This window comes from Mesorhizobium sp. WSM4821 (assembly GCF_055901555.1).
The window spans coordinates 4,002,852-4,018,904 of record NZ_CM148371.1 but is presented as its reverse complement, the minus strand read 5'-3'; the positions used below and the strand labels follow the sequence as shown (position 1 = coordinate 4,018,904).

The 16,053-nt window shown below is 62.5% G+C and carries 19 protein-coding genes and 1 pseudogene; 11 read left to right on the top strand and 9 right to left on the bottom strand.

Annotation, left to right across the window (positions count from 1 at the left end; translation table 11 throughout):
- Positions 1 to 80: 80 nt before the first annotated feature.
- The 5 genes and pseudogenes from AC0NID_RS19490 to AC0NID_RS19470 all read right to left on the bottom strand — a co-directional run bounded on the left by AC0NID_RS19490 (position 81) and on the right by AC0NID_RS19470 (position 5,308).
- Positions 81 to 2,147 (bottom strand): vWA domain-containing protein, encoded by a 2,067-nt coding sequence (locus tag AC0NID_RS19490; protein ID WP_473455563.1) that lies wholly within the window; start codon positions 2,145 to 2,147, stop codon positions 81 to 83.
- A gap of 2 nt (positions 2,148 to 2,149) precedes the next feature.
- Positions 2,150 to 2,710 carry an RNA polymerase sigma factor gene (locus tag AC0NID_RS19485; protein WP_473455564.1) on the bottom strand — a complete coding sequence of 187 codons (561 nt, stop codon included), beginning with the start codon at positions 2,708 to 2,710 and terminating at the stop codon, positions 2,150 to 2,152.
- Between the two features lie 90 nt (positions 2,711 to 2,800).
- A pseudogene (locus AC0NID_RS19480) lies at positions 2,801 to 2,917 on the bottom strand (dienelactone hydrolase family protein); the annotation flags it as partial.
- A 37-nt stretch (positions 2,918 to 2,954) separates the two neighbouring features.
- Positions 2,955 to 3,626 carry a hypothetical protein gene (locus AC0NID_RS19475; protein ID WP_473455565.1) on the bottom strand — a complete coding sequence of 224 codons (672 nt, stop codon included), beginning with the start codon at positions 3,624 to 3,626 and terminating at the stop codon, positions 2,955 to 2,957.
- A gap of 107 nt (positions 3,627 to 3,733) precedes the next feature.
- Positions 3,734 to 5,308 carry a trimethylamine methyltransferase family protein gene (locus AC0NID_RS19470; protein WP_473455567.1) on the bottom strand — a complete coding sequence of 525 codons (1,575 nt, stop codon included), beginning with the start codon at positions 5,306 to 5,308 and terminating at the stop codon, positions 3,734 to 3,736.
- 265 nt (positions 5,309 to 5,573) lie between these two features.
- On the opposite strand from AC0NID_RS19470, the gene AC0NID_RS19465 reads away from it, so the two are divergent.
- A complete protein-coding gene (locus tag AC0NID_RS19465) occupies positions 5,574 to 6,272 on the top strand; it encodes a corrinoid protein (RefSeq protein WP_008876431.1) in 699 nt (232 codons plus the stop codon).
- A 137-nt stretch (positions 6,273 to 6,409) separates the two neighbouring features.
- On the opposite strand, the gene AC0NID_RS19460 is transcribed toward AC0NID_RS19465, so the two are convergent.
- Entirely contained in the window at positions 6,410 to 6,550 is a 141-nt protein-coding gene (locus AC0NID_RS19460) for an entericidin A/B family lipoprotein (RefSeq protein WP_145721621.1), read from the bottom strand.
- Between the two features lie 56 nt (positions 6,551 to 6,606).
- Between AC0NID_RS19460 and AC0NID_RS19455 the strand changes: the two genes are divergently transcribed.
- Positions 6,607 to 7,236: a DUF1638 domain-containing protein gene (locus AC0NID_RS19455; protein WP_473455568.1), complete on the top strand. Its 630-nt coding sequence runs from the start codon at positions 6,607 to 6,609 to the stop codon at positions 7,234 to 7,236.
- Between the two features lie 3 nt (positions 7,237 to 7,239).
- Here AC0NID_RS19455 and AC0NID_RS19450 read toward each other — a convergent pair whose 3' ends face one another.
- Genes AC0NID_RS19450 through AC0NID_RS19440 form a run of 3 tightly spaced genes read right to left on the bottom strand, consistent with a single transcriptional unit; the run spans position 7,240 to position 8,283 of the window.
- A complete protein-coding gene (locus AC0NID_RS19450) occupies positions 7,240 to 7,623 on the bottom strand; it encodes a hypothetical protein (protein ID WP_473455569.1) in 384 nt (127 codons plus the stop codon).
- On the bottom strand, positions 7,557 to 8,162 hold the full coding sequence (locus AC0NID_RS19445) for an NAD-dependent epimerase/dehydratase family protein (protein ID WP_473455571.1): 606 nt from the start codon (positions 8,160 to 8,162) through the stop codon (positions 7,557 to 7,559). The genes AC0NID_RS19450 and AC0NID_RS19445 overlap by 67 nt, the downstream gene beginning before the upstream one ends.
- The gene (locus AC0NID_RS19440; protein ID WP_473455719.1) at positions 8,086 to 8,283 is read right to left on the bottom strand and encodes a hypothetical protein; all 198 of its coding nucleotides are present in this window, start codon (positions 8,281 to 8,283) and stop codon (positions 8,086 to 8,088) included. Before AC0NID_RS19440 ends, AC0NID_RS19445 begins: the two co-directional genes overlap by 77 nt.
- Before the next feature lie 2 nt (positions 8,284 to 8,285).
- Between AC0NID_RS19440 and AC0NID_RS19435 the strand changes: the two genes are divergently transcribed.
- The 9 genes from AC0NID_RS19435 to AC0NID_RS19395 all read left to right on the top strand — a co-directional run bounded on the left by AC0NID_RS19435 (position 8,286) and on the right by AC0NID_RS19395 (position 16,016).
- Entirely contained in the window at positions 8,286 to 8,858 is a 573-nt protein-coding gene (locus AC0NID_RS19435; RefSeq protein WP_473455572.1) for a DUF4893 domain-containing protein, read from the top strand.
- 102 nt (positions 8,859 to 8,960) lie between these two features.
- On the top strand, positions 8,961 to 9,743 hold the full coding sequence (locus AC0NID_RS19430; protein WP_473455573.1) for a formyl transferase: 783 nt from the start codon (positions 8,961 to 8,963) through the stop codon (positions 9,741 to 9,743).
- A 57-nt stretch (positions 9,744 to 9,800) separates the two neighbouring features.
- Entirely contained in the window at positions 9,801 to 10,067 is a 267-nt protein-coding gene (locus AC0NID_RS19425; protein ID WP_473455574.1) for a type II toxin-antitoxin system TacA family antitoxin, read from the top strand.
- Complete coding sequence (locus AC0NID_RS19420) at positions 9,992 to 10,564, top strand: GNAT family N-acetyltransferase (protein ID WP_473522286.1); 573 nt, start codon at positions 9,992 to 9,994, stop codon at positions 10,562 to 10,564. Before AC0NID_RS19425 ends, AC0NID_RS19420 begins: the two co-directional genes overlap by 76 nt.
- Before the next feature lie 338 nt (positions 10,565 to 10,902).
- Positions 10,903 to 11,205 (top strand): virulence factor, encoded by a 303-nt coding sequence (locus tag AC0NID_RS19415; protein ID WP_473455576.1) that lies wholly within the window; start codon positions 10,903 to 10,905, stop codon positions 11,203 to 11,205.
- Positions 11,198 to 11,794: a methylenetetrahydrofolate reductase C-terminal domain-containing protein gene (locus AC0NID_RS19410; RefSeq protein ID WP_473455577.1), complete on the top strand. Its 597-nt coding sequence runs from the start codon at positions 11,198 to 11,200 to the stop codon at positions 11,792 to 11,794. Before AC0NID_RS19415 ends, AC0NID_RS19410 begins: the two co-directional genes overlap by 8 nt.
- A complete protein-coding gene (locus tag AC0NID_RS19405; protein WP_473455579.1) occupies positions 11,791 to 12,882 on the top strand; it encodes a methylenetetrahydrofolate reductase in 1,092 nt (363 codons plus the stop codon). Before AC0NID_RS19410 ends, AC0NID_RS19405 begins: the two co-directional genes overlap by 4 nt.
- 79 nt (positions 12,883 to 12,961) lie before the next feature.
- Entirely contained in the window at positions 12,962 to 13,936 is a 975-nt protein-coding gene (locus AC0NID_RS19400; RefSeq protein ID WP_473455580.1) for a methyltetrahydrofolate cobalamin methyltransferase, read from the top strand.
- The gene (locus tag AC0NID_RS19395) at positions 13,887 to 16,016 is read left to right on the top strand and encodes an ASKHA domain-containing protein (RefSeq protein WP_473455582.1); all 2,130 of its coding nucleotides are present in this window, start codon (positions 13,887 to 13,889) and stop codon (positions 16,014 to 16,016) included. Before AC0NID_RS19400 ends, AC0NID_RS19395 begins: the two co-directional genes overlap by 50 nt.
- Positions 16,017 to 16,053: the final 37 nt, after the last annotated feature.

The window sequence follows — 16,053 nt, the reverse complement described above, 5'->3', positions numbered from 1 at the left end:
AAATGCTGAAAAAGGCCGGCAAAGTTTCCTTTGCCGGCCTGCCTCATCCGCGCATCTGAAAGAAACCGGCCGTATCGCCACTACCGCTTACCGTCAAGCGCCGAGGCAAGGCGCACAAGCGAGAGGAACTCGGACCGGTACCCAAACGGGTCGGCTCCGCGGGCGGCGGTGGCAATCTCCATGATCCTGTCGTAACCGAACTTCGCGGTCGCATCCTCGTCGCGCAGTTTCTGGCCGAAGGCCGCGACGGCGACGGAGAAACGCTGGTCGGTGCTGGCCTGATCGAAGCTCGTCACATCGTTGGCTGATGTCACCGGCGCCGTGATCAGCTTGGAAACATCCTCGTGCGGCAGCTTGTAGCGGATCTTCACGAAGGCATATTCGTCGGCGTTAGCAACGCCGCCATTGTTCACCGACGCCTGGCCGTAGCGCAGCGGGTCGATCTGCTCGCCGCCGCTGCCCTTCGGCGTGATCTCGTAGATCGCGGTGACCGAATGGCCGGAGCCGATCTCGCCGGCATCGACGCGGTCGTTGTTGAAATCCTCGCGGTTCAAGGCACGAGTCTCGTAACCGATCAGCCGGTATTCCGAGACCTTGTTCGGGTTGAACTCGACCTGGATCTTCACGTCCTTGGCGATGGTGAACAGCGTCGAGGACGCATCCTCGACCAGAACCTTCTCCGCCTCGGCCAAAGTGTCGATATAGGCGGCGGTGCCGTTGCCGTTCTGGGCGATGGTCTGCATCATCTGGTCGTTCAGATTGCCGCGGCCGAAACCGAACACCGACAGGAACACCCCGCTCTTGCGCTCCTTCTCGATCAGCCGCTTCAAGTCGTCATCGTCGGTCTGGCCGACATTGAAGTCGCCGTCTGTGGCCAGCATCACCCGGTTGATCCCGTCCTTGACGAAGGATTTTTGCGCCAGCTTGTAGGCTTGCGTGATACCCGCCTCGCCGGCCGTCGAGCCGCCCGGCGTCAAAGTGTCGATGGCATTGAGGATCTTGTCCTTCTCCGAAACCCTGGTTGGCTCCAGCACAGTGCCGGCGTCGCCCGCATAGGTGACGATCGAGACGGTGTCGTCCGGCTTCAGTCTGTTGACCAGCAGCCGGAAGGCCGACCGCAAGAGCGGCAGCTTGTCCTGCTCGTTCATCGAGCCCGACACGTCGATCAGGAACACCAGGTTGGCTTTGGGCTGCTCGGCCGGCTTGACGTCAAACCCCTTGATGGCGACATGCATCAGCTTGGTGTGCTCGTTCCACGGCGTCGGCATGACGCTGACGGTCGAGTTGAACGGCGTCGAGGCGGAATCCGGCCCCTTCCAGTCATAGGGGAAATAGTTGATCATCTCCTCGACGCGGACCGTATCGGCCTGCGGCACGAAACCCTCCTTCAGCGAACGCCGCACGAAGGAATAGGAAGCCGTGTCGACATCGATCGAGAAGGTCGAGACCGGGTCTTCAAGCGCGGCATGCACCAGATTGGTCTTGAAACCCTCCACGCGGTCGCGGTTTTGCTCGTGCGGCAGCAACTGGTCGGCCGGAGGGGTCGAGGGCTGCGCCATCAGCTTGGATTCGGCTGTTATGCCGGGCCAGGCGCTTGCGCCGCCATCCTGTGCGAACTCGGCGCTCGGCGCCGGCGCATTGCGGGCCAGCGCATCCTGGTTTGCAAGGCCGCCGACGGCCGCCGATTCGGATTTCGGCGGCGATGCCGGCGCGGCAAGCGCCTCGGCTGCGTCGCGGCTTTCGCTGTCGGCCTTCTTCTGCTTGTCGGCCTCGGCCAGCGATTTCAACGTTGCCGGCCCTTCAGCGACCAGTTTGTCGGCCAGCGTTTCGGTTATCTTCTCGTCTCCACCGAAATGGAATGGCTGCTCCCGCAGCATATAGATGGTGGCGTATCCGGCGATCGGCAGGGCGATGAGCCCGGCAATGGCCGGCGCGGCGAAGAGTTTCTTTTGCATGATTTCGCTCCAGAGCTTTTGTGCTCGCTCTGTGAGACGAAGCCCGTTCGCCGATCCTTGGGCGGCAGGTGAAGTCTTTTCGTCCATGTCGTAGGCGCGCATGGCAACCTCGAAGGCACGCGCCTTCGCGTCGGTGCCCGGCGCCGGCGCTGCGATGTCGCGCAGCCTGCTGAGTTCGTTGTCGTCGACCATGATCACACTTCCCCGGCTGAACGCATGAGCGTCTTCAGCCGTTTCTTCGCTTCATGGATGTGCCAGGAAACAGTCGTCTCCGAGATCGCCATCGCCTCGGCGGCGGCCGCGTGGCTCAGCCCTTCGCCATAGACAAGCAGCACCGCGTCGCGCTGCTTGTCCGGCAGCATCCGCACCGCACCCCAAAGCGCCTCGACCGGATCCTCGGGCTCGGCCGAAGCCTCCCCCGAGATCAATGCGTAAGCGCCATAGGCTTCGGTCTTGACCGTCTCACGGGCGGTCTTTCGCATCATGTCGCGCGCCGCGTTCAGCGTCATGGTGTAGAGCCAGGTGGTGAAGGCGCCGCCGCCACGATAGTCGCGGATCGCCCGGCCAAGCCGGACGCAGACTTCCTGGGCGATATCCTCGGCGTCGGCCTTTTTCCCGCACCAGCGATAGGCGGCGCGATAGACGAAGTCATAGTGCCTTTCGAGCAACTTGCCGAAAGCCCCCCTGTCTCCGCCCTTCGCTCGTCCGATCAACTCGGCGTCGGAGGCTTCGCTTTCATCCAGCATCAGCGCCATCATTTGCCTGTTGGACGAAGGCTAATGGCGTTTCCTTGGGGTGATGGGAAGAAATTTTTGGGAGGCGGTCAGAGAGGGACCACCGGCGCCCTACTCCAGCGTCTCCGCGAACCGCGTCGCCGGCCGCTTCCAATGACGCTCGGCGCCGATCGCATTGAAGACGCTGTGGTCCGGAACGCACCAGCCATGCGCCATGCCGGCATGCGACGATCCTATTCAAGATTCCGTGCGGCATTCGGCGATGCTACAGACCCGCGAACGCCGCCATATGAAACGCTTGAACCGTCGCCGGATAGCGATAGGCCTTGCCATAGGGACAGGCGTTGCGGTCGAGACAGCCGCCGGTTCGGCAAGGCGCACCATCTGCTCCGCACACATGCGCCAGACAGGCTCCGTGCGCGAAACCGTCCGCAGAATACGCGTCGACCGGACAGGATTTCAGGCAGGGTTTGTCGACACATGCATCGCAAAGATGAACTACATCGCGAGCTTCCCGAAGCGCAATCTCGTCCTCGAACAGCAGCGCGCCGCGATAAGCATGCCAGAGCCCATATTGCGGATGCATGAGGATGCCCAGCGGTGACGGTCTTAAGCCCTCCGCCCGCATCGCCCATTGCTGGAACGGCAGATACGGTCTGTCGGAGGGCGAAACGGCACGTGCGCCGAATTTCTCCGCCAGCGCGCCGATCACTTCGCGGGACCATGTATCGAGCGGATTGACGATGGCTTGCGATTGGCTCTCCCGCCAGCGCAGGAAATGCGGCCAAGGTGCTGCACCCGCCTGCCCTACGAGCACTATGGACTTTGCGGAAGCGCCGGAGAGACCGAACGGCGTATCCTCGCCATCGGCAAAATTGAAGCCGCCGCGAAGCATGAGACCGCAGGCGGAAAGTGCTGCCGCCATATCTTCGATCATGCTGCGCGCAGGGATCACCCTTTCCCGTCCGGGTCGGAAAATGCGCTCCGCCAGACTTCCTTGTGGATGATGTTGGCGACTTTAGCCCCGCCTGACTCGGGCTCCTTTCAGGTGAAGGCGTCGGCCATCGACGCCTTCTTCCTGGCGATGAAGTCCTTGAGCCCATCGTTGATACCCTGATCGAGATGCGGCGCCTCATAGCTTTCTAGCCAGCGGCGGGCGAGTTCGTTGGCGCGCTGCGGTGCGGTCTTTTCGCCCTCGGCCAGCCACTGCTCGTAGGAATTGTTGTCGGCGATGTTGGAGCGATAGAAGGCGGTCTGGAAATTGGCCTGGGTGTGGTCACAGCCGAGATAGTGGCTGCCCGGGCCGACCTGGCGGATGGCGTCCATCGCCTGGCCGTTTTCCGACAGGTCGACGCCTTCGGAGAATTTCTGCGTCATACCGAGCTGGTCGATGTCCATCATGAATTTTTCGTAGCAGGAGGCGAGTCCGCCCTCGAGCCAGCCGGCCGAATGCAACACGAAATTGGTGCCGGCGAGGATCGTCGAGTTCAGTGTGTTGGCGCTCTCATAGGCGGCCTGCGCGTCCGGGATTTTCGAGGCGCAGAGCGAGCCGCCGGTGCGGAACGGCAGGCCAAGCCGACGCGCGAGCTGCGCCGCACCATAGGAAACCAGCGACGGCTCCGGCGTGCCGAAGGTCGGCGCGCCCGACTGCATCGAGATCGACGAGGCGAAGGTGCCGAACAGCACCGGTGCGCCCGGCCGGATCAGTTGCGTGAACGACGCGCCGGCCAGCACTTCGGCCAGAACCTGGGTCAGCGTGCCGGCGACCGTCACCGGGCTCATCGCGCCGGCAAGGATGAACGGCGTGACGATGCAGGCCTGGTTGTGACGCGAATAGACCTTCAGCGCCCCCAGCATGGTTTCATCGAACACCATCGGCGAGTTGGCGTTGATCAGGCTGGTCAGCACCGTGTTGTTCTCGACGAAATCGTCGCCGAACACGATCTTGGCCATCGCCACCGTGTCCTCGGCACGCTCCGGCGCGGTGACGGAGCCCATGAACGGCTTGTCCGAATATTTGATGTGGCAGTAGATCATGTCGAGATGGCGCTTGTTGACCGGCACGTCGACCGGCTCGCACACCGTGCCGCCCGAATGGTGGATCGACGGCGCCATATAGGCGAGCTTCACGAAATTGCGGAAATCCTCGATCGTCGCATAGCGCCTGACGCCGTCGAGGTCGCGCACGAAGGGCGGGCCATAGACCGGCGCGAAGACCGTAGCGTTGCCGCCGATCTGCACCGAGCGTTCGGCGTTGCGGGCGTGCTGGGTATAGAGGGACGGCGCGGTCTTCAGCAGCGAGCGGCAGAGGCCTTTCGGGAAATGCACGCGCTCGCCCTTGACGTCGGCGCCGGCCTCTTTCCAAAGCTGCAGCGCCTCGGCGTCGTCGCGGAAGATGATGCCGATTTCCTCGAGCACCGTGTCGGTGTTCTTTTCGATCAACGCCAGCCCTTCCTCGTCCAGCACCTCATAGACGTTGATCTTGCGCTTGATGTAGGTGAGCTGGGTGCCGGGGCCGCCACCCGAGCGCGCCGCCCGCCGGGCTGCGGCACCACCGCTGGCAGCGCGGCCACGTCTGGCATTTGACGCTTCCTGATCGACTGGCGCGTTCTCACTCATGATGTTTCTTCCCTGAAACCCGAAAATTGTTGCGGCCGCATACCGCAGCTTCTGGCCGGATCGTAGCCATGCACCCTATTCGAAACGGCCCGCCAGCGCCAACGCCTGTCGCAAAATCGACAAGAATTCCAATAGATTTGCGGTCGCTTTCCTTTTGCGGGAAGTCGCAAATCAGCTATGGACAAGCGGCCCTCGCGGGTTAGGTATTGACGCAATATTTTTGAGCTGCCGTGATTGTCCCACGCGGCAAGGAGCCCGAGAAAAAATGGCCGACGACGAGATCATCCTTTCCGAGCTTTCCGACGACGAACTCGTGCAGCAGATGCACGACGACCTTTATGACGGGCTGAAGGAAGAGATCGAGGAAGGAACCCAGATCCTGCTCGAGCGCGGCTGGGCGCCCTACAAGGTGCTGACCGAGGCACTGGTCGAGGGCATGCGCATCGTCGGCGAGGATTTTCGCGACGGCATCCTGTTCGTTCCCGAAGTGCTTTTGTCCGCCAATGCGATGAAGGCCGGCATGTTCATCCTGCGTCCGCTGCTCGCCGCCACCGGCGCGCCCAAGCAGGGCAAGATGGTGATCGGCACCGTCAAGGGCGACATCCACGACATCGGCAAGAACCTTGTCGGCATGATGATGGAGGGGGCAGGCTTCGACGTCATTGACCTCGGCATCAACAATGCGGTCGAAAAATACCTCGACGCCATCGAACAGCACCAGCCCGACATCATCGGCATGTCGGCGCTTCTGACCACGACCATGCCCTACATGAAGGTCGTCATCGACACGATGAAGGAAAAGGGCATCCGCGACGACTATGTCGTTCTGGTCGGCGGCGCCCCGCTCAACGAGGAATTCGGCAAGGCAGTCGGTGCCGATGCCTACTGCCGCGACGCGGCGGTGGCGGTCGAGACCGCCAAGGACTTCATGAAGCGCAAGCACAACGTCCGCGCTTCGGCCTGAGCTCGGCGGATTCGGCCTGGACAATAAACCAAGCCGCGCCTTGCAGCGCGGCTTTTCGTTTCCAGATGTTAAAGCATGCCCCTAAAGCGCATCGCTTGAAGCCGGCTGGCCGGGATGCGCTTTGGTGATATTGCGGATCAGGGGTTGTTGACCGTATCCTCAACGGCGTTGGCTGTCGATTTGACATCCCTGCCGACACCGCGGATCGTGTTGGCGCAGGCCGAAAGAGCCAAGGCGCAAGCGAGAATGGCGATGGGGCCAAGGCGCAACAGTTTCATGGACGGTGTCTCCCTCGTTCGATAGATTCGAAAATCAATAACAACGAAAACGTTCTATGAGCGCTGTGCGAAAACCACAACCCGATCAAGGCGACAGGCTGCTCGTCATCGCCTGCGGGATGATTGCGCGCGAAGTTCTGGCCGTCAAGGAGCAGCTCGCGCTCGACCATCTCGACCTGACCTGCCTGCCGGCGGAGTTCCATTTCTACCCGGACCGCATCGCGCCGGCCATGGACAAGGCGATCGAGAAGGCGAAGGCGGACGGTTACAGAAACATCTTCGTTGGCTATGCCGATTGCGGCACCGGCGGCCTGCTTGACCGCGTCTGCGAGAAGCACGGCGTCGAGCGCATGGCCGGGCCGCACTGCTTTGCCTTCTACCAGGGCATGGACGCCTATGCGAAAATCGCCGACGACGACATGATGTCGTTCTACATGACCGATTTCCTGTGCCGGCAGTTCGACGCTTTCTTCATGAAGCCGCTTGGCCTCGACAGGCATCCGGAGCTGATCAAGGACTATTTCGGCAATTACGAGAAGCTGGTCTACATTGCCCAGACCGACGACCCGGAACTCGACAAGGTCGCCGAGAATGCCGCGAAAATGCTTGGCCTCGCCTATGAGCGCCGCTCGACCGGCTATGGCGATCTGACGACGGAGCTGGCGCAAGCCGCAACCATCCCCTGACCATCAGGGAGGCGCCTCTTCCGCCGCGATCGCCGCGAGCACATCGGCAAAGCTCGTCTTGCAGACGAAACCAAGCCTGTCCCTCGCCCGCGAGGCGTCGTAGACGCGGTCGATCGACGAAAACATCGTCCAGCCCTTCCGCGCGTAGAGCGCCGGAAATTCCGGAAAATAGCGCGCGACGACGGATGGCGCGTCGGCGATCAAGGTTTCGCAGTCATCGGGCCTGAATGGCGTCGGCGCCGAGATGATGAAGAGGTCGAAACCCAGTTGCGGCGCCTTGTCCAACGCTGCGATATGAGCCTCGGCGGCATCTTCCACGATCAGCCGGCGGAACAGCAGCTCATTGGCCTTGGTGTTGGCATCCGACTGCTCGATGGCGTGCGCCATGTCGTCTGCCTCGGGAAAGAACCGGGCGGTGCGCAGCACGATAACCGGCAGGCCGGACTGGATGTGATAAAGGCGGCAAAGGTGCTCGGCCGAAACTTGGTGACGCCGTAGATGTTGCGCGGCTCGGGCGACATGCCTTCCGTCAGCCAGGCAGCCTTGCGCGCACAGCCAGTCAGTCCGGCGCGTATGGCTTTCGAGATCATTAGCGAGGTCGTCGACGTGAAGACGAAGCGCTGAACGCCCGATGCCACCGCCGCGTCGAGCAGGTTGAGCGTGCCCCGCACGTTCGTCTCGACAAAATCCTCATTGCGGTTGTGTTCGATATCAGGCTTGTGCAGAGCGCCGCTGTGGACGATCGCCTCGATGCGGTTTTCCCTGACCGTCTGCATGACCAGATCACGGTCAGCGACCGAGCCGATCATCTGCGTTTCCGCCGACGGGGCGGGATCGAGGCCGACAACGTCATGGCCAATTGCCCGCAAGCGCGGCGCGAGCGCGCTGCCCAACCAACCTGATGATCCCGTAAGCAATATCCGCATCGGTGAAGCCAGGATTTTTAACCTGGCCGCTGTTAAGCATGGATGACACGCCACCGCGAACAGATAACTTATGTGCCAAACGCGAAAACAGGCTGTTCCAGCCATCGATCAGGAAACGCACCGATGATCGCTCGCCTCATGATTGCCGCAGGCATTGTCTGCTTCACCCTGCCTGCGCTTGCCGACGGCGCGGTGCAGAAGCTCATCACGCCCGCCGACAAGGCACGGCTCGACAAATATGACGAGACGCGCAAGACAGCCCTTGATGAAGCCAAGGCTGGCGACGCCGCCGAGGTCGAGCAGCTCGACGCCTTGCTGGCAAAGCCACTGGTCGCCTTTTCCGACACGGACCTGACCGGGAGCTGGCAGTGCCGTACCATCAAGGCCGGCGGACTAAGCCCGCTCGTCATCTATGGCTGGTTCAAGTGCAAGGTGAGCGACGATGGTTCGGGCTGGACGCTGGAAAAGATCACCGGATCGCAGCGTACCAAGGGCCGCTTCTTCGACGACGGCGAAAAGCGCTCGATCTATCTCGGATCCTTCTCCGTCAACAACGATCCGGCAAAACCCTATGGCAGCGGCCCACAGAGCGACCAGGTCGGCTACGCCTTTCGCAACAGCGCCGACGAATGGCGCATCGAATTCCCCGCGCCCTATTACGAATCGAAACTCGACATCCTTGAGCTCAAGCGCTGAGCCTGCAGCCCTTACACCCAAGCCGATCACCAAGGATTAACCCGGGCGGTCTAGCATCCCGCGCGCTGAGATCATGTCTTTACGGGCGGCACGTCGCGAACCATGAAACCCCAGAAATCAAACCTGCGGCCGATAGTCGTCATCACCGAAGGCGGACCGCATATCTGGGCCATTGTCAACGCCATCGCTGACCGGCTGGGACCTGTCAGCGTTATCCTCGAAACCCCTGAATCCAAAAAGCAATTGCTGATCGGGCGTGCTCGCCGCCAAGGCTGGTTACAGGCCGCCGGGCAGCTTGGCACGATGGTGCTGACGCGGCTTGGCAAGCGGTTCTTCGCCGGGCACGCAGCACGCATGATCGCCGAACAGAAGCTGCAGACGGAACCGAAGCCCGGACAAGCGATCATCCACGTTCCCTCGGCCAACGCGCCGGAGTGCCTGCAGGCGATTAGGGAGATCCAGCCCGGCGTCGTGCTGCTCGCCGGCTGCCGCCTGCTGTCGAGACAGACGCTGGCGAAAATCCCTTGCCCGGTCCTTAACTACCATGCCGGCATCGCTCCTAAATATCGCGGAATGAACGGCGGCTACTGGGCGCTGGCCTCGGGCGATGCGCAGAATTTCGGCACCACGGTGCATCTGGTCGACGCCGGCGTCGACACTGGCGGCGTGCTGCGGCAGGCGCGCGGCAAGCCTGACGCAGGCGATACGATTTCAAGCTACGCGCTGCGGCAGGCGGCGTTCTCGCGCGACATCTGCGTCGAGGCGGTCAGGGACGCACTGGCCGGCAAGCTTGCCATTTCAGATCCCGGCCTGCCCTCGAAACAATGGTATCATCCGACGATCTGGTTCTATCTCTGGACCGGATTGCGTCGCGGTGTGTGGTAGGTGCTGGCAACCGCCCACTTTGTATGCTATTGTCATACAGAAGGGAAATTTTATCTGATGTCCAACATGGCCCCCGTCAGCGTTCGCGTCACCGCGGACGAACGTGACATTCTCGAAGCCGCCGCTAGGCAGGTCCATACCAACCTCAGCGACTTCATCCGGCGCAAGGCGGTCGAAGCCGCCGAAATGGAGGTGCTGGACGGGCGCGTCGTGACGATACCCGCAGTTGATTGGGAAAAATTCGAGCAGTGGGCGAAGTCGTCGCCGAAGACCCTTCCCGGGCTGCGTACCCTCGCGGCGTCACGGCCGGTGTGGCAGGATTGAAGCCGCCCCGGCCGCTTGCAGCCGAGGACGACAGGGACGCTTTCGATTGCGGTCGCGAGTCGCTCGACAACTGGCTTCGCCGCCATGCCTGGCGCAATCAGCAAGATGGGTTATCGCGCACAACCGTCGTCTGCGATGCTGCGAACGGCGGCATCGCCGCCTATGTTGCCTTGAGCGTTGGTCAAATCGAACGCGCATACTTGCCAAAACCGGCACAAAGCAACCGGCCCGATCCCATTCCTGTCATATTGCTTGGCCAACTTGCCGTCGATCGCAGATATCAGGGTCGCGGCTGTGGGCGCTCCCTGCTTCTGTTCGCGCTTAGGACAGCGGTCCGCTTCTCCAGCGAGATCGGCTGCTTCGGCGTTCTCACACACCCGCTCGACGAGACCGTGAGAGCCTTCTATCGTAGCTTTGATTTCCAGGATCTCCCATTCGATCCGAAACGGAGCATGATCGTCCGGATCGCTGATTTGAGACACAATGGCTTTGGCTAATGCATGTCTCGCAAAAGTATGCAGCGATTTTGCGATAACGACACGCATAAAAGCAACAACCTGAAGCGCGTCGCATGAGGCCGATCAAACGCGACGCGCTTAGGAATGAGGGGCCTGGTTTGGCTTTCCTTTTGCGGCCCGACGATTGCGTCGCTTTTGAATGCGCGGGCGTCGTCCCATAACAAGCAGCCTAATGGCGCTTGCGGCAATGCTCGAAACACTGCATCGGCCCGAAAATCGGAATCGATCTCCGGAAGTACGATGCAGCCGAGTTAAGGTGATAGAGCGTCCTTCGTGCATCCGATTGGACGCACGGCGCTCTGCAGGAGCAGGAATTCATGGCCGATCTGATCGTCGTCTACTGGCGCGACATTCCCGCCCAGGTCATCGTCAGGAAGGGCCGGCAGAACGCCAAGCGCGAACTGCCGCTGCGCTTCACCGAGGCGATCGACATGTGCGCCATGCGCACCGGCGCCGGCGGTACCGACGACTATTTGGCCGAATGGCGCAAGGCCGAGCCCGTGCCGGTCAGCGACGATCTTGAAGGCGAGGCCGAAAAAGCCCTCCAGGACCTCGACGCGAAATACGACCGCGAGCGGCTGGTCGCCCTGGTCAAGGCGGGTGGCAAAGAAAATGTCTGAAACCCAGCCGGCGGTTACCCAGGCCACACTGGTCAAGAAGGCAGCGCCGAAATCCGACTACAAGCCGGCCGATGTGTCGCCGCAGCGGCGCGTCCAGCGCTCTTTTGCGGTGCGGCTGTGGTCGATCCGCCATTCGCGATTGCTCGAATGGTTCTATGGCAGGTTCGCCGACATGTTCCTGCTGCTGCATCCGCTATGGAAGGGCATCGGCTACAACAGAGTCGAAGGGCCGATCAAATTCGTCGAAAAACGCGTCAAGGGCTTCATGTTCGACTGCCGCATGTGCGGCCAGTGCGTGCTGTCCTCCACCGGCATGTCGTGCCCGATGAACTGCCCCAAGCAGCTGCGCAATGGCCCTTGCGGCGGCGTGCGCGCCAACGGCAATTGCGAAGTCGAGCCTGACATGCCCTGCGTCTGGGTCAAGGCCTGGGAAGGCTCGCGGAACATGGTGCACGGTGACAAGATCCTAGACGTGCAGAAGCCGGTCGATCAGTCGCTGCGCGAGACATCGGCCTGGCTGCGGGTGACCGCGCAGGCTGCAGCCGCGCGCGGAGCCGCCCAAAATACCAAGACCGGAGCATCGGCATGATCGGCCGCCAGCGCGACGAGAACCCGGCCGGCATCCACCTGCCGCTCGATCCCCTGCCCGGCCACACCTCGCGCGGACGCTTGGAGCGCGTGCTCCGGCGCGGCGAATTCGCGGTGACCACCGAACTCAACCCCCCGGACAGCGCTGATCCCGAAGACGTCTACAACCGCGCCCGGATTTTCGATGGCTGGGTCGACGCCATCAACGCCGTCGATGCATCGGGCGCCAACTGCCACATGTCGTCGGTCGGCATCTGTGCGCTGCTGACCCGCATGGGCTATGCCCCGATCATGCAGATCGCCTGCCGCGACAGGAACCGCATCGCCATCCAGGGCGACGTGCTGGGCGGAGCGGCTATGGGCGTCGCCAACATGCTTTGCCTCACCGGCGACGGCGTACAGGCCGGCGACCAGCCCGGCGCCAAGCCGGTGTTCGACCTCGACTGCATGTCGCTCCTGGAAACCTGCCGCATCATGCGCGACAAGGGCAAGTTCCTGTCCGGCCGCAAGCTGACGACGCCGCCGCAGCTTTTCCTCGGCGCGGCGATCAACCCTTTCGCGCCGCCGATCGATTTTCGCCCGCATCGGCTGGGCAAGAAGATCGCCGCCGGCGCGCAATTCGTGCAGAGCCAGTACTGCTTCGACGTGCCGATGTTCCGCGCCTACATGCAGCAGGTCAGGGATCTTGGTTTCACGGAAAAATGCTTCATCCTGTGTGGTGTCGGACCGCTCGCCTCGGCCAAGACCGCCAAATGGATCCGCTCCAACGTGCCAGGCATTCATATCCCCGATCAGATCGTCAAGCGACTGGAGGGGGCCCAGGACCAGAAGAAGGAAGGCAAGCAGCTCTGCATCGACATCATCAACGAGGTGAAGGAAATCCCCGGCGTATCCGGCGTCCATGTGATGGCCTATCGCCAGGAGGAATATGTCGCCGAGATCGTCGATGAATCGGGCGTTCTGAAGGGCCGCCAGCCATGGAAGCGCGAAATCCGCCGCGACGACCAGCTCGTCGCCGACCGGCTCGACCACATACTGCACGACGAGATTACCGAAACCCAGGTGGACATGGTCAAGACCGCGCATTGACGGCGTGGATTGTCACCATTCGCTTGAACGAAATCAGAAACGATATAAAGAAGTCTTTATATCACGACGGAGGGATTTCATGACCCGCACCATCGTCGCCTCGGCGACACGAGAAATCATCATCGGCTTCGATCAGCCCTTCTGCGTGATCGGCGAGCGCATCAACCCGACCGGCCGCAAGAAGCTGGCCGCGGAGATGGTGGCGGGCAATTTCGAGACCGTCATCAAGGACGCGCTGGAGCAGGCCGCCTGCGGCGCGACCATGCTTGACGTCAATGCCGGTGTCACCGCCGTCGACCCCAACGCGACCGAACCGGCGCTGCTGGTGCAGACGCTGGAGATCGTGCAGGGATTGGTCGACCTGCCGCTGTCGATCGACAGCTCGGTGACCGCGGCGATCGAGGCGGCGCTGAAGGTCGCCAAGGGCCGGCCGCTGGTAAACTCCGTCACCGGCGAGGAAGAGAAGCTCGAGGCCATCCTGCCGCTGATCAAGAAATACAACGTTCCAGTCGTTGCCATCTCCAACGACGAGACCGGCATTTCGATGGACCCGGACGTGCGCTTCGCCGTAGCCAAGAAGATCGTCGAGCGCTGCGCCGATTTCGGCATTCCGGCGCATGACGTGGTCGTCGACCCGCTGGTCATGCCGATCGGCGCGCTGGGCGATGCCGGCCGCCAGGTGTTCGCGCTGCTGCGTCGCCTGCGCGAGGAGCTGAAGGTCAACACCACCTGCGGCCTGTCCAACATCTCGTTCGGCCTGCCGCATCGCCACGGCATCAACGCAGCCTTCATCCCGATGGTGATCGGCGCCGGCATGACCTCGGCGATCATGAACCCGGTGCGCCCGCAAGAGATGGAAGCCGTGCGCGGCGCCAACGTGCTGAACGGTACCGACGAGAACTGCACCAACTGGATCAGAACCTACAAGGACTACAAGCCGGCCGAAGGCGGCCATGCGATCGCGACCCCGACGGCGGTCAACGCGCCGGGCGAAGGCGGCGGCAATGGCGGCCGCCGGCGCGGCGGTCGTGAAGCCCGGATGGCCCGAGGATAAGCGCGCAATCGTGAACTCACCGGCCAACATCACCGATCCGCTCGTGCTGTTCATGCCGTCCGGCAAGCGCGGGCGGTTTCCGGTCGGCACGCCCGTACTCGATGCCGCGCGCCAGCTCGGTGTCTATGTCGAGAGCGTGTGCGGCGGACGCGCTACTTGCGGGCGCTGCCAAATCGAGGTGCAGGAAGGCAATTTCGCCAAGCACAAGATCGTCTCTTCCAACGACCACATCTCGCCCAAGGGCGCCAAGGAGGAGCGCTACGAACGCGTGCGGGGTCTTCCCGAACGCCGCCGCCTGTCCTGCTCGGCGCAGATCCTCGGCGACCTCGTCATCGACGTGCCGCAGGATACGGTCATCAACGCCCAGACCATCCGCAAGGATGCCGACACCAGGGTCATCGCCCGCGATTCGGCAATCCACATGTGCTACGTCGAGATCGAAGAGCCCGACATGCACAATCCATCAGGCGATCTCGATCGCCTGAAGATCGCGCTGATGAAGGATTGGGCGCTCAAGAGCCTCGATTTCGATTTCCATCTGTTGCCGCAGGTGCAAGGCATCTTGCGCAAGGGCAACTGGACCGCGACCGCCGCCATACACAAGGATGCCGACAGCGAGACCGCGCGGGTCATCTCTTTGTGGTCTGGTCTCAAGAACGAGGCCTACGGGCTTGCCTGCGATATCGGCTCGACCACCATCGCCATGCATCTGGTGTCGCTGCTGTCGGGCCGCGTCGCGGCCTCGTCGGGCACGTCGAACCCGCAGATCCGTTTCGGCGAGGATCTGATGAGCCGCGTTTCCTATGTGATGATGAACCCGGACGGTCGCGAGGGCATGACGGTGGCGGTGCGCGAGGCGATCTCGGGCCTCGTAGACAAGGTCTGCGCGGAAGGCAACGTCCAGCGCAACGACATCCTGGATTCCGTCTTCGTCGGCAATCCGATCATGCACCATCTGTTCCTCGGCATCGACCCGACCGAACTCGGCGGCGCTCCGTTCGCGCTGGCCGTCTCGGGTGCCGTACACATCAAGGCGTCGGATATCGGGCTGAAGCTCAACCAGGGCGCCAGGCTCTACATGCTGCCGTGCATCGCCGGCCATGTCGGCGCCGATGCGGCCGCGGTGACGCTCTCGGAAGGCCCGCACCGCCAGGACGAGATGATGCTGATCGTCGATGTCGGCACCAATGCCGAGATCGTGCTCGGCAATCGCCAGCGGGTCGTGGCGGCCTCCTCGCCCACCGGTCCGGCCTTCGAGGGCGCTGAAATCTCAGGCGGCCAACGTGCCGCGCCCGGCGCCATCGAGCGCGTGCGCATCGATCCCGACACGCTCGAGCCAAAGTACCGCGTCATCGGCTCGGAACTATGGTCCGACGAGTCGGGCTTCCTCGACAGCGTGCAGGCGACCGGCGTCACCGGCATCTGCGGCTCCGGCATCATCGAGGTGGTCGCCGAAATGTATCTAGCCGGCATCATCTCCGAGGATGGCGTCATCGATGGATCACTCGGCGCCCGCTCACCACGCGTGGTCGCCAATGGCCGCACCTTCTCCTACGTGCTGAAGGAAGGCGAGCCAAAGATCACCATCACCCAGACCGATATCCGTGCCATCCAGCTTGCCAAGGCGGCACTTTATGCTGGCACCAAGCTCTTGATGGAAAAGCAGCATACCGAGCATGTCGACCGCATCCACTTCGCCGGCGCCTTCGGCTCCTTCATCGATCCGAAATACGCCATGGTGCTGGGACTGATCCCCGACTGCGATCTCGACAAGGTTTCGGCCGTCGGCAACGCCGCTGGCGCTGGCGCACGCATGGCGCTGCTCAATCGCGGCTATCGCCGCGAGATCGAAGAAACGGTGAGCCGGATCGAGAAGATCGAGACCGCGCTGGAGCCGAAATTCCAGGAGCACTTCGTCTACGCCATGGCGCTGCCGAACAAGATCGACCCGTTCCCAAAACTGTCGGCGGCGGTGAAACTGCCACCGCGCAAGACGGTCAGCGAGGACGGCATTGCCGGCGATGCCGCCCCGCGGCGACGTTCGCGCGAAGGCCACGCCGCCAGGCGCGGCCGGGGGTAACATCCCAGCGGCGGAAGCAGCCCTTCGCCCCCAATTT

Excerpts from the sequence above, each read along its gene's own strand:
- AC0NID_RS19490 (WP_473455563.1), bottom strand. The coding sequence starts at position 2,147 with ATGGTCGACGACAACGAACTCAGCAGGCTGCGCGACATCGCAGCGCCG.
- AC0NID_RS19485 (WP_473455564.1), bottom strand. The coding sequence starts at position 2,710 with ATGGCGCTGATGCTGGATGAAAGCGAAGCCTCCGACGCCGAGTTGATC.
- AC0NID_RS19475 (WP_473455565.1), bottom strand. The coding sequence starts at position 3,626 with ATGATCGAAGATATGGCGGCAGCACTTTCCGCCTGCGGTCTCATGCTT.
- AC0NID_RS19470 (WP_473455567.1), bottom strand. The coding sequence starts at position 5,308 with ATGAGTGAGAACGCGCCAGTCGATCAGGAAGCGTCAAATGCCAGACGT.
- AC0NID_RS19465 (WP_008876431.1), top strand. The coding sequence starts at position 5,574 with ATGGCCGACGACGAGATCATCCTTTCCGAGCTTTCCGACGACGAACTC.
- AC0NID_RS19460 (WP_145721621.1), bottom strand. The coding sequence starts at position 6,550 with ATGAAACTGTTGCGCCTTGGCCCCATCGCCATTCTCGCTTGCGCCTTG.
- AC0NID_RS19455 (WP_473455568.1), top strand. The coding sequence starts at position 6,607 with ATGAGCGCTGTGCGAAAACCACAACCCGATCAAGGCGACAGGCTGCTC.
- AC0NID_RS19450 (WP_473455569.1), bottom strand. The coding sequence starts at position 7,623 with ATGGCGCACGCCATCGAGCAGTCGGATGCCAACACCAAGGCCAATGAG.
- AC0NID_RS19445 (WP_473455571.1), bottom strand. The coding sequence starts at position 8,162 with ATGCGGATATTGCTTACGGGATCATCAGGTTGGTTGGGCAGCGCGCTC.
- AC0NID_RS19435 (WP_473455572.1), top strand. The coding sequence starts at position 8,286 with ATGATCGCTCGCCTCATGATTGCCGCAGGCATTGTCTGCTTCACCCTG.
- AC0NID_RS19430 (WP_473455573.1), top strand. The coding sequence starts at position 8,961 with ATGAAACCCCAGAAATCAAACCTGCGGCCGATAGTCGTCATCACCGAA.
- AC0NID_RS19425 (WP_473455574.1), top strand. The coding sequence starts at position 9,801 with ATGTCCAACATGGCCCCCGTCAGCGTTCGCGTCACCGCGGACGAACGT.
- AC0NID_RS19415 (WP_473455576.1), top strand. The coding sequence starts at position 10,903 with ATGGCCGATCTGATCGTCGTCTACTGGCGCGACATTCCCGCCCAGGTC.
- AC0NID_RS19410 (WP_473455577.1), top strand. The coding sequence starts at position 11,198 with ATGTCTGAAACCCAGCCGGCGGTTACCCAGGCCACACTGGTCAAGAAG.
- AC0NID_RS19405 (WP_473455579.1), top strand. The coding sequence starts at position 11,791 with ATGATCGGCCGCCAGCGCGACGAGAACCCGGCCGGCATCCACCTGCCG.
- AC0NID_RS19400 (WP_473455580.1), top strand. The coding sequence starts at position 12,962 with ATGACCCGCACCATCGTCGCCTCGGCGACACGAGAAATCATCATCGGC.
- AC0NID_RS19395 (WP_473455582.1), top strand. The coding sequence starts at position 13,887 with ATGGCGGCCGCCGGCGCGGCGGTCGTGAAGCCCGGATGGCCCGAGGAT.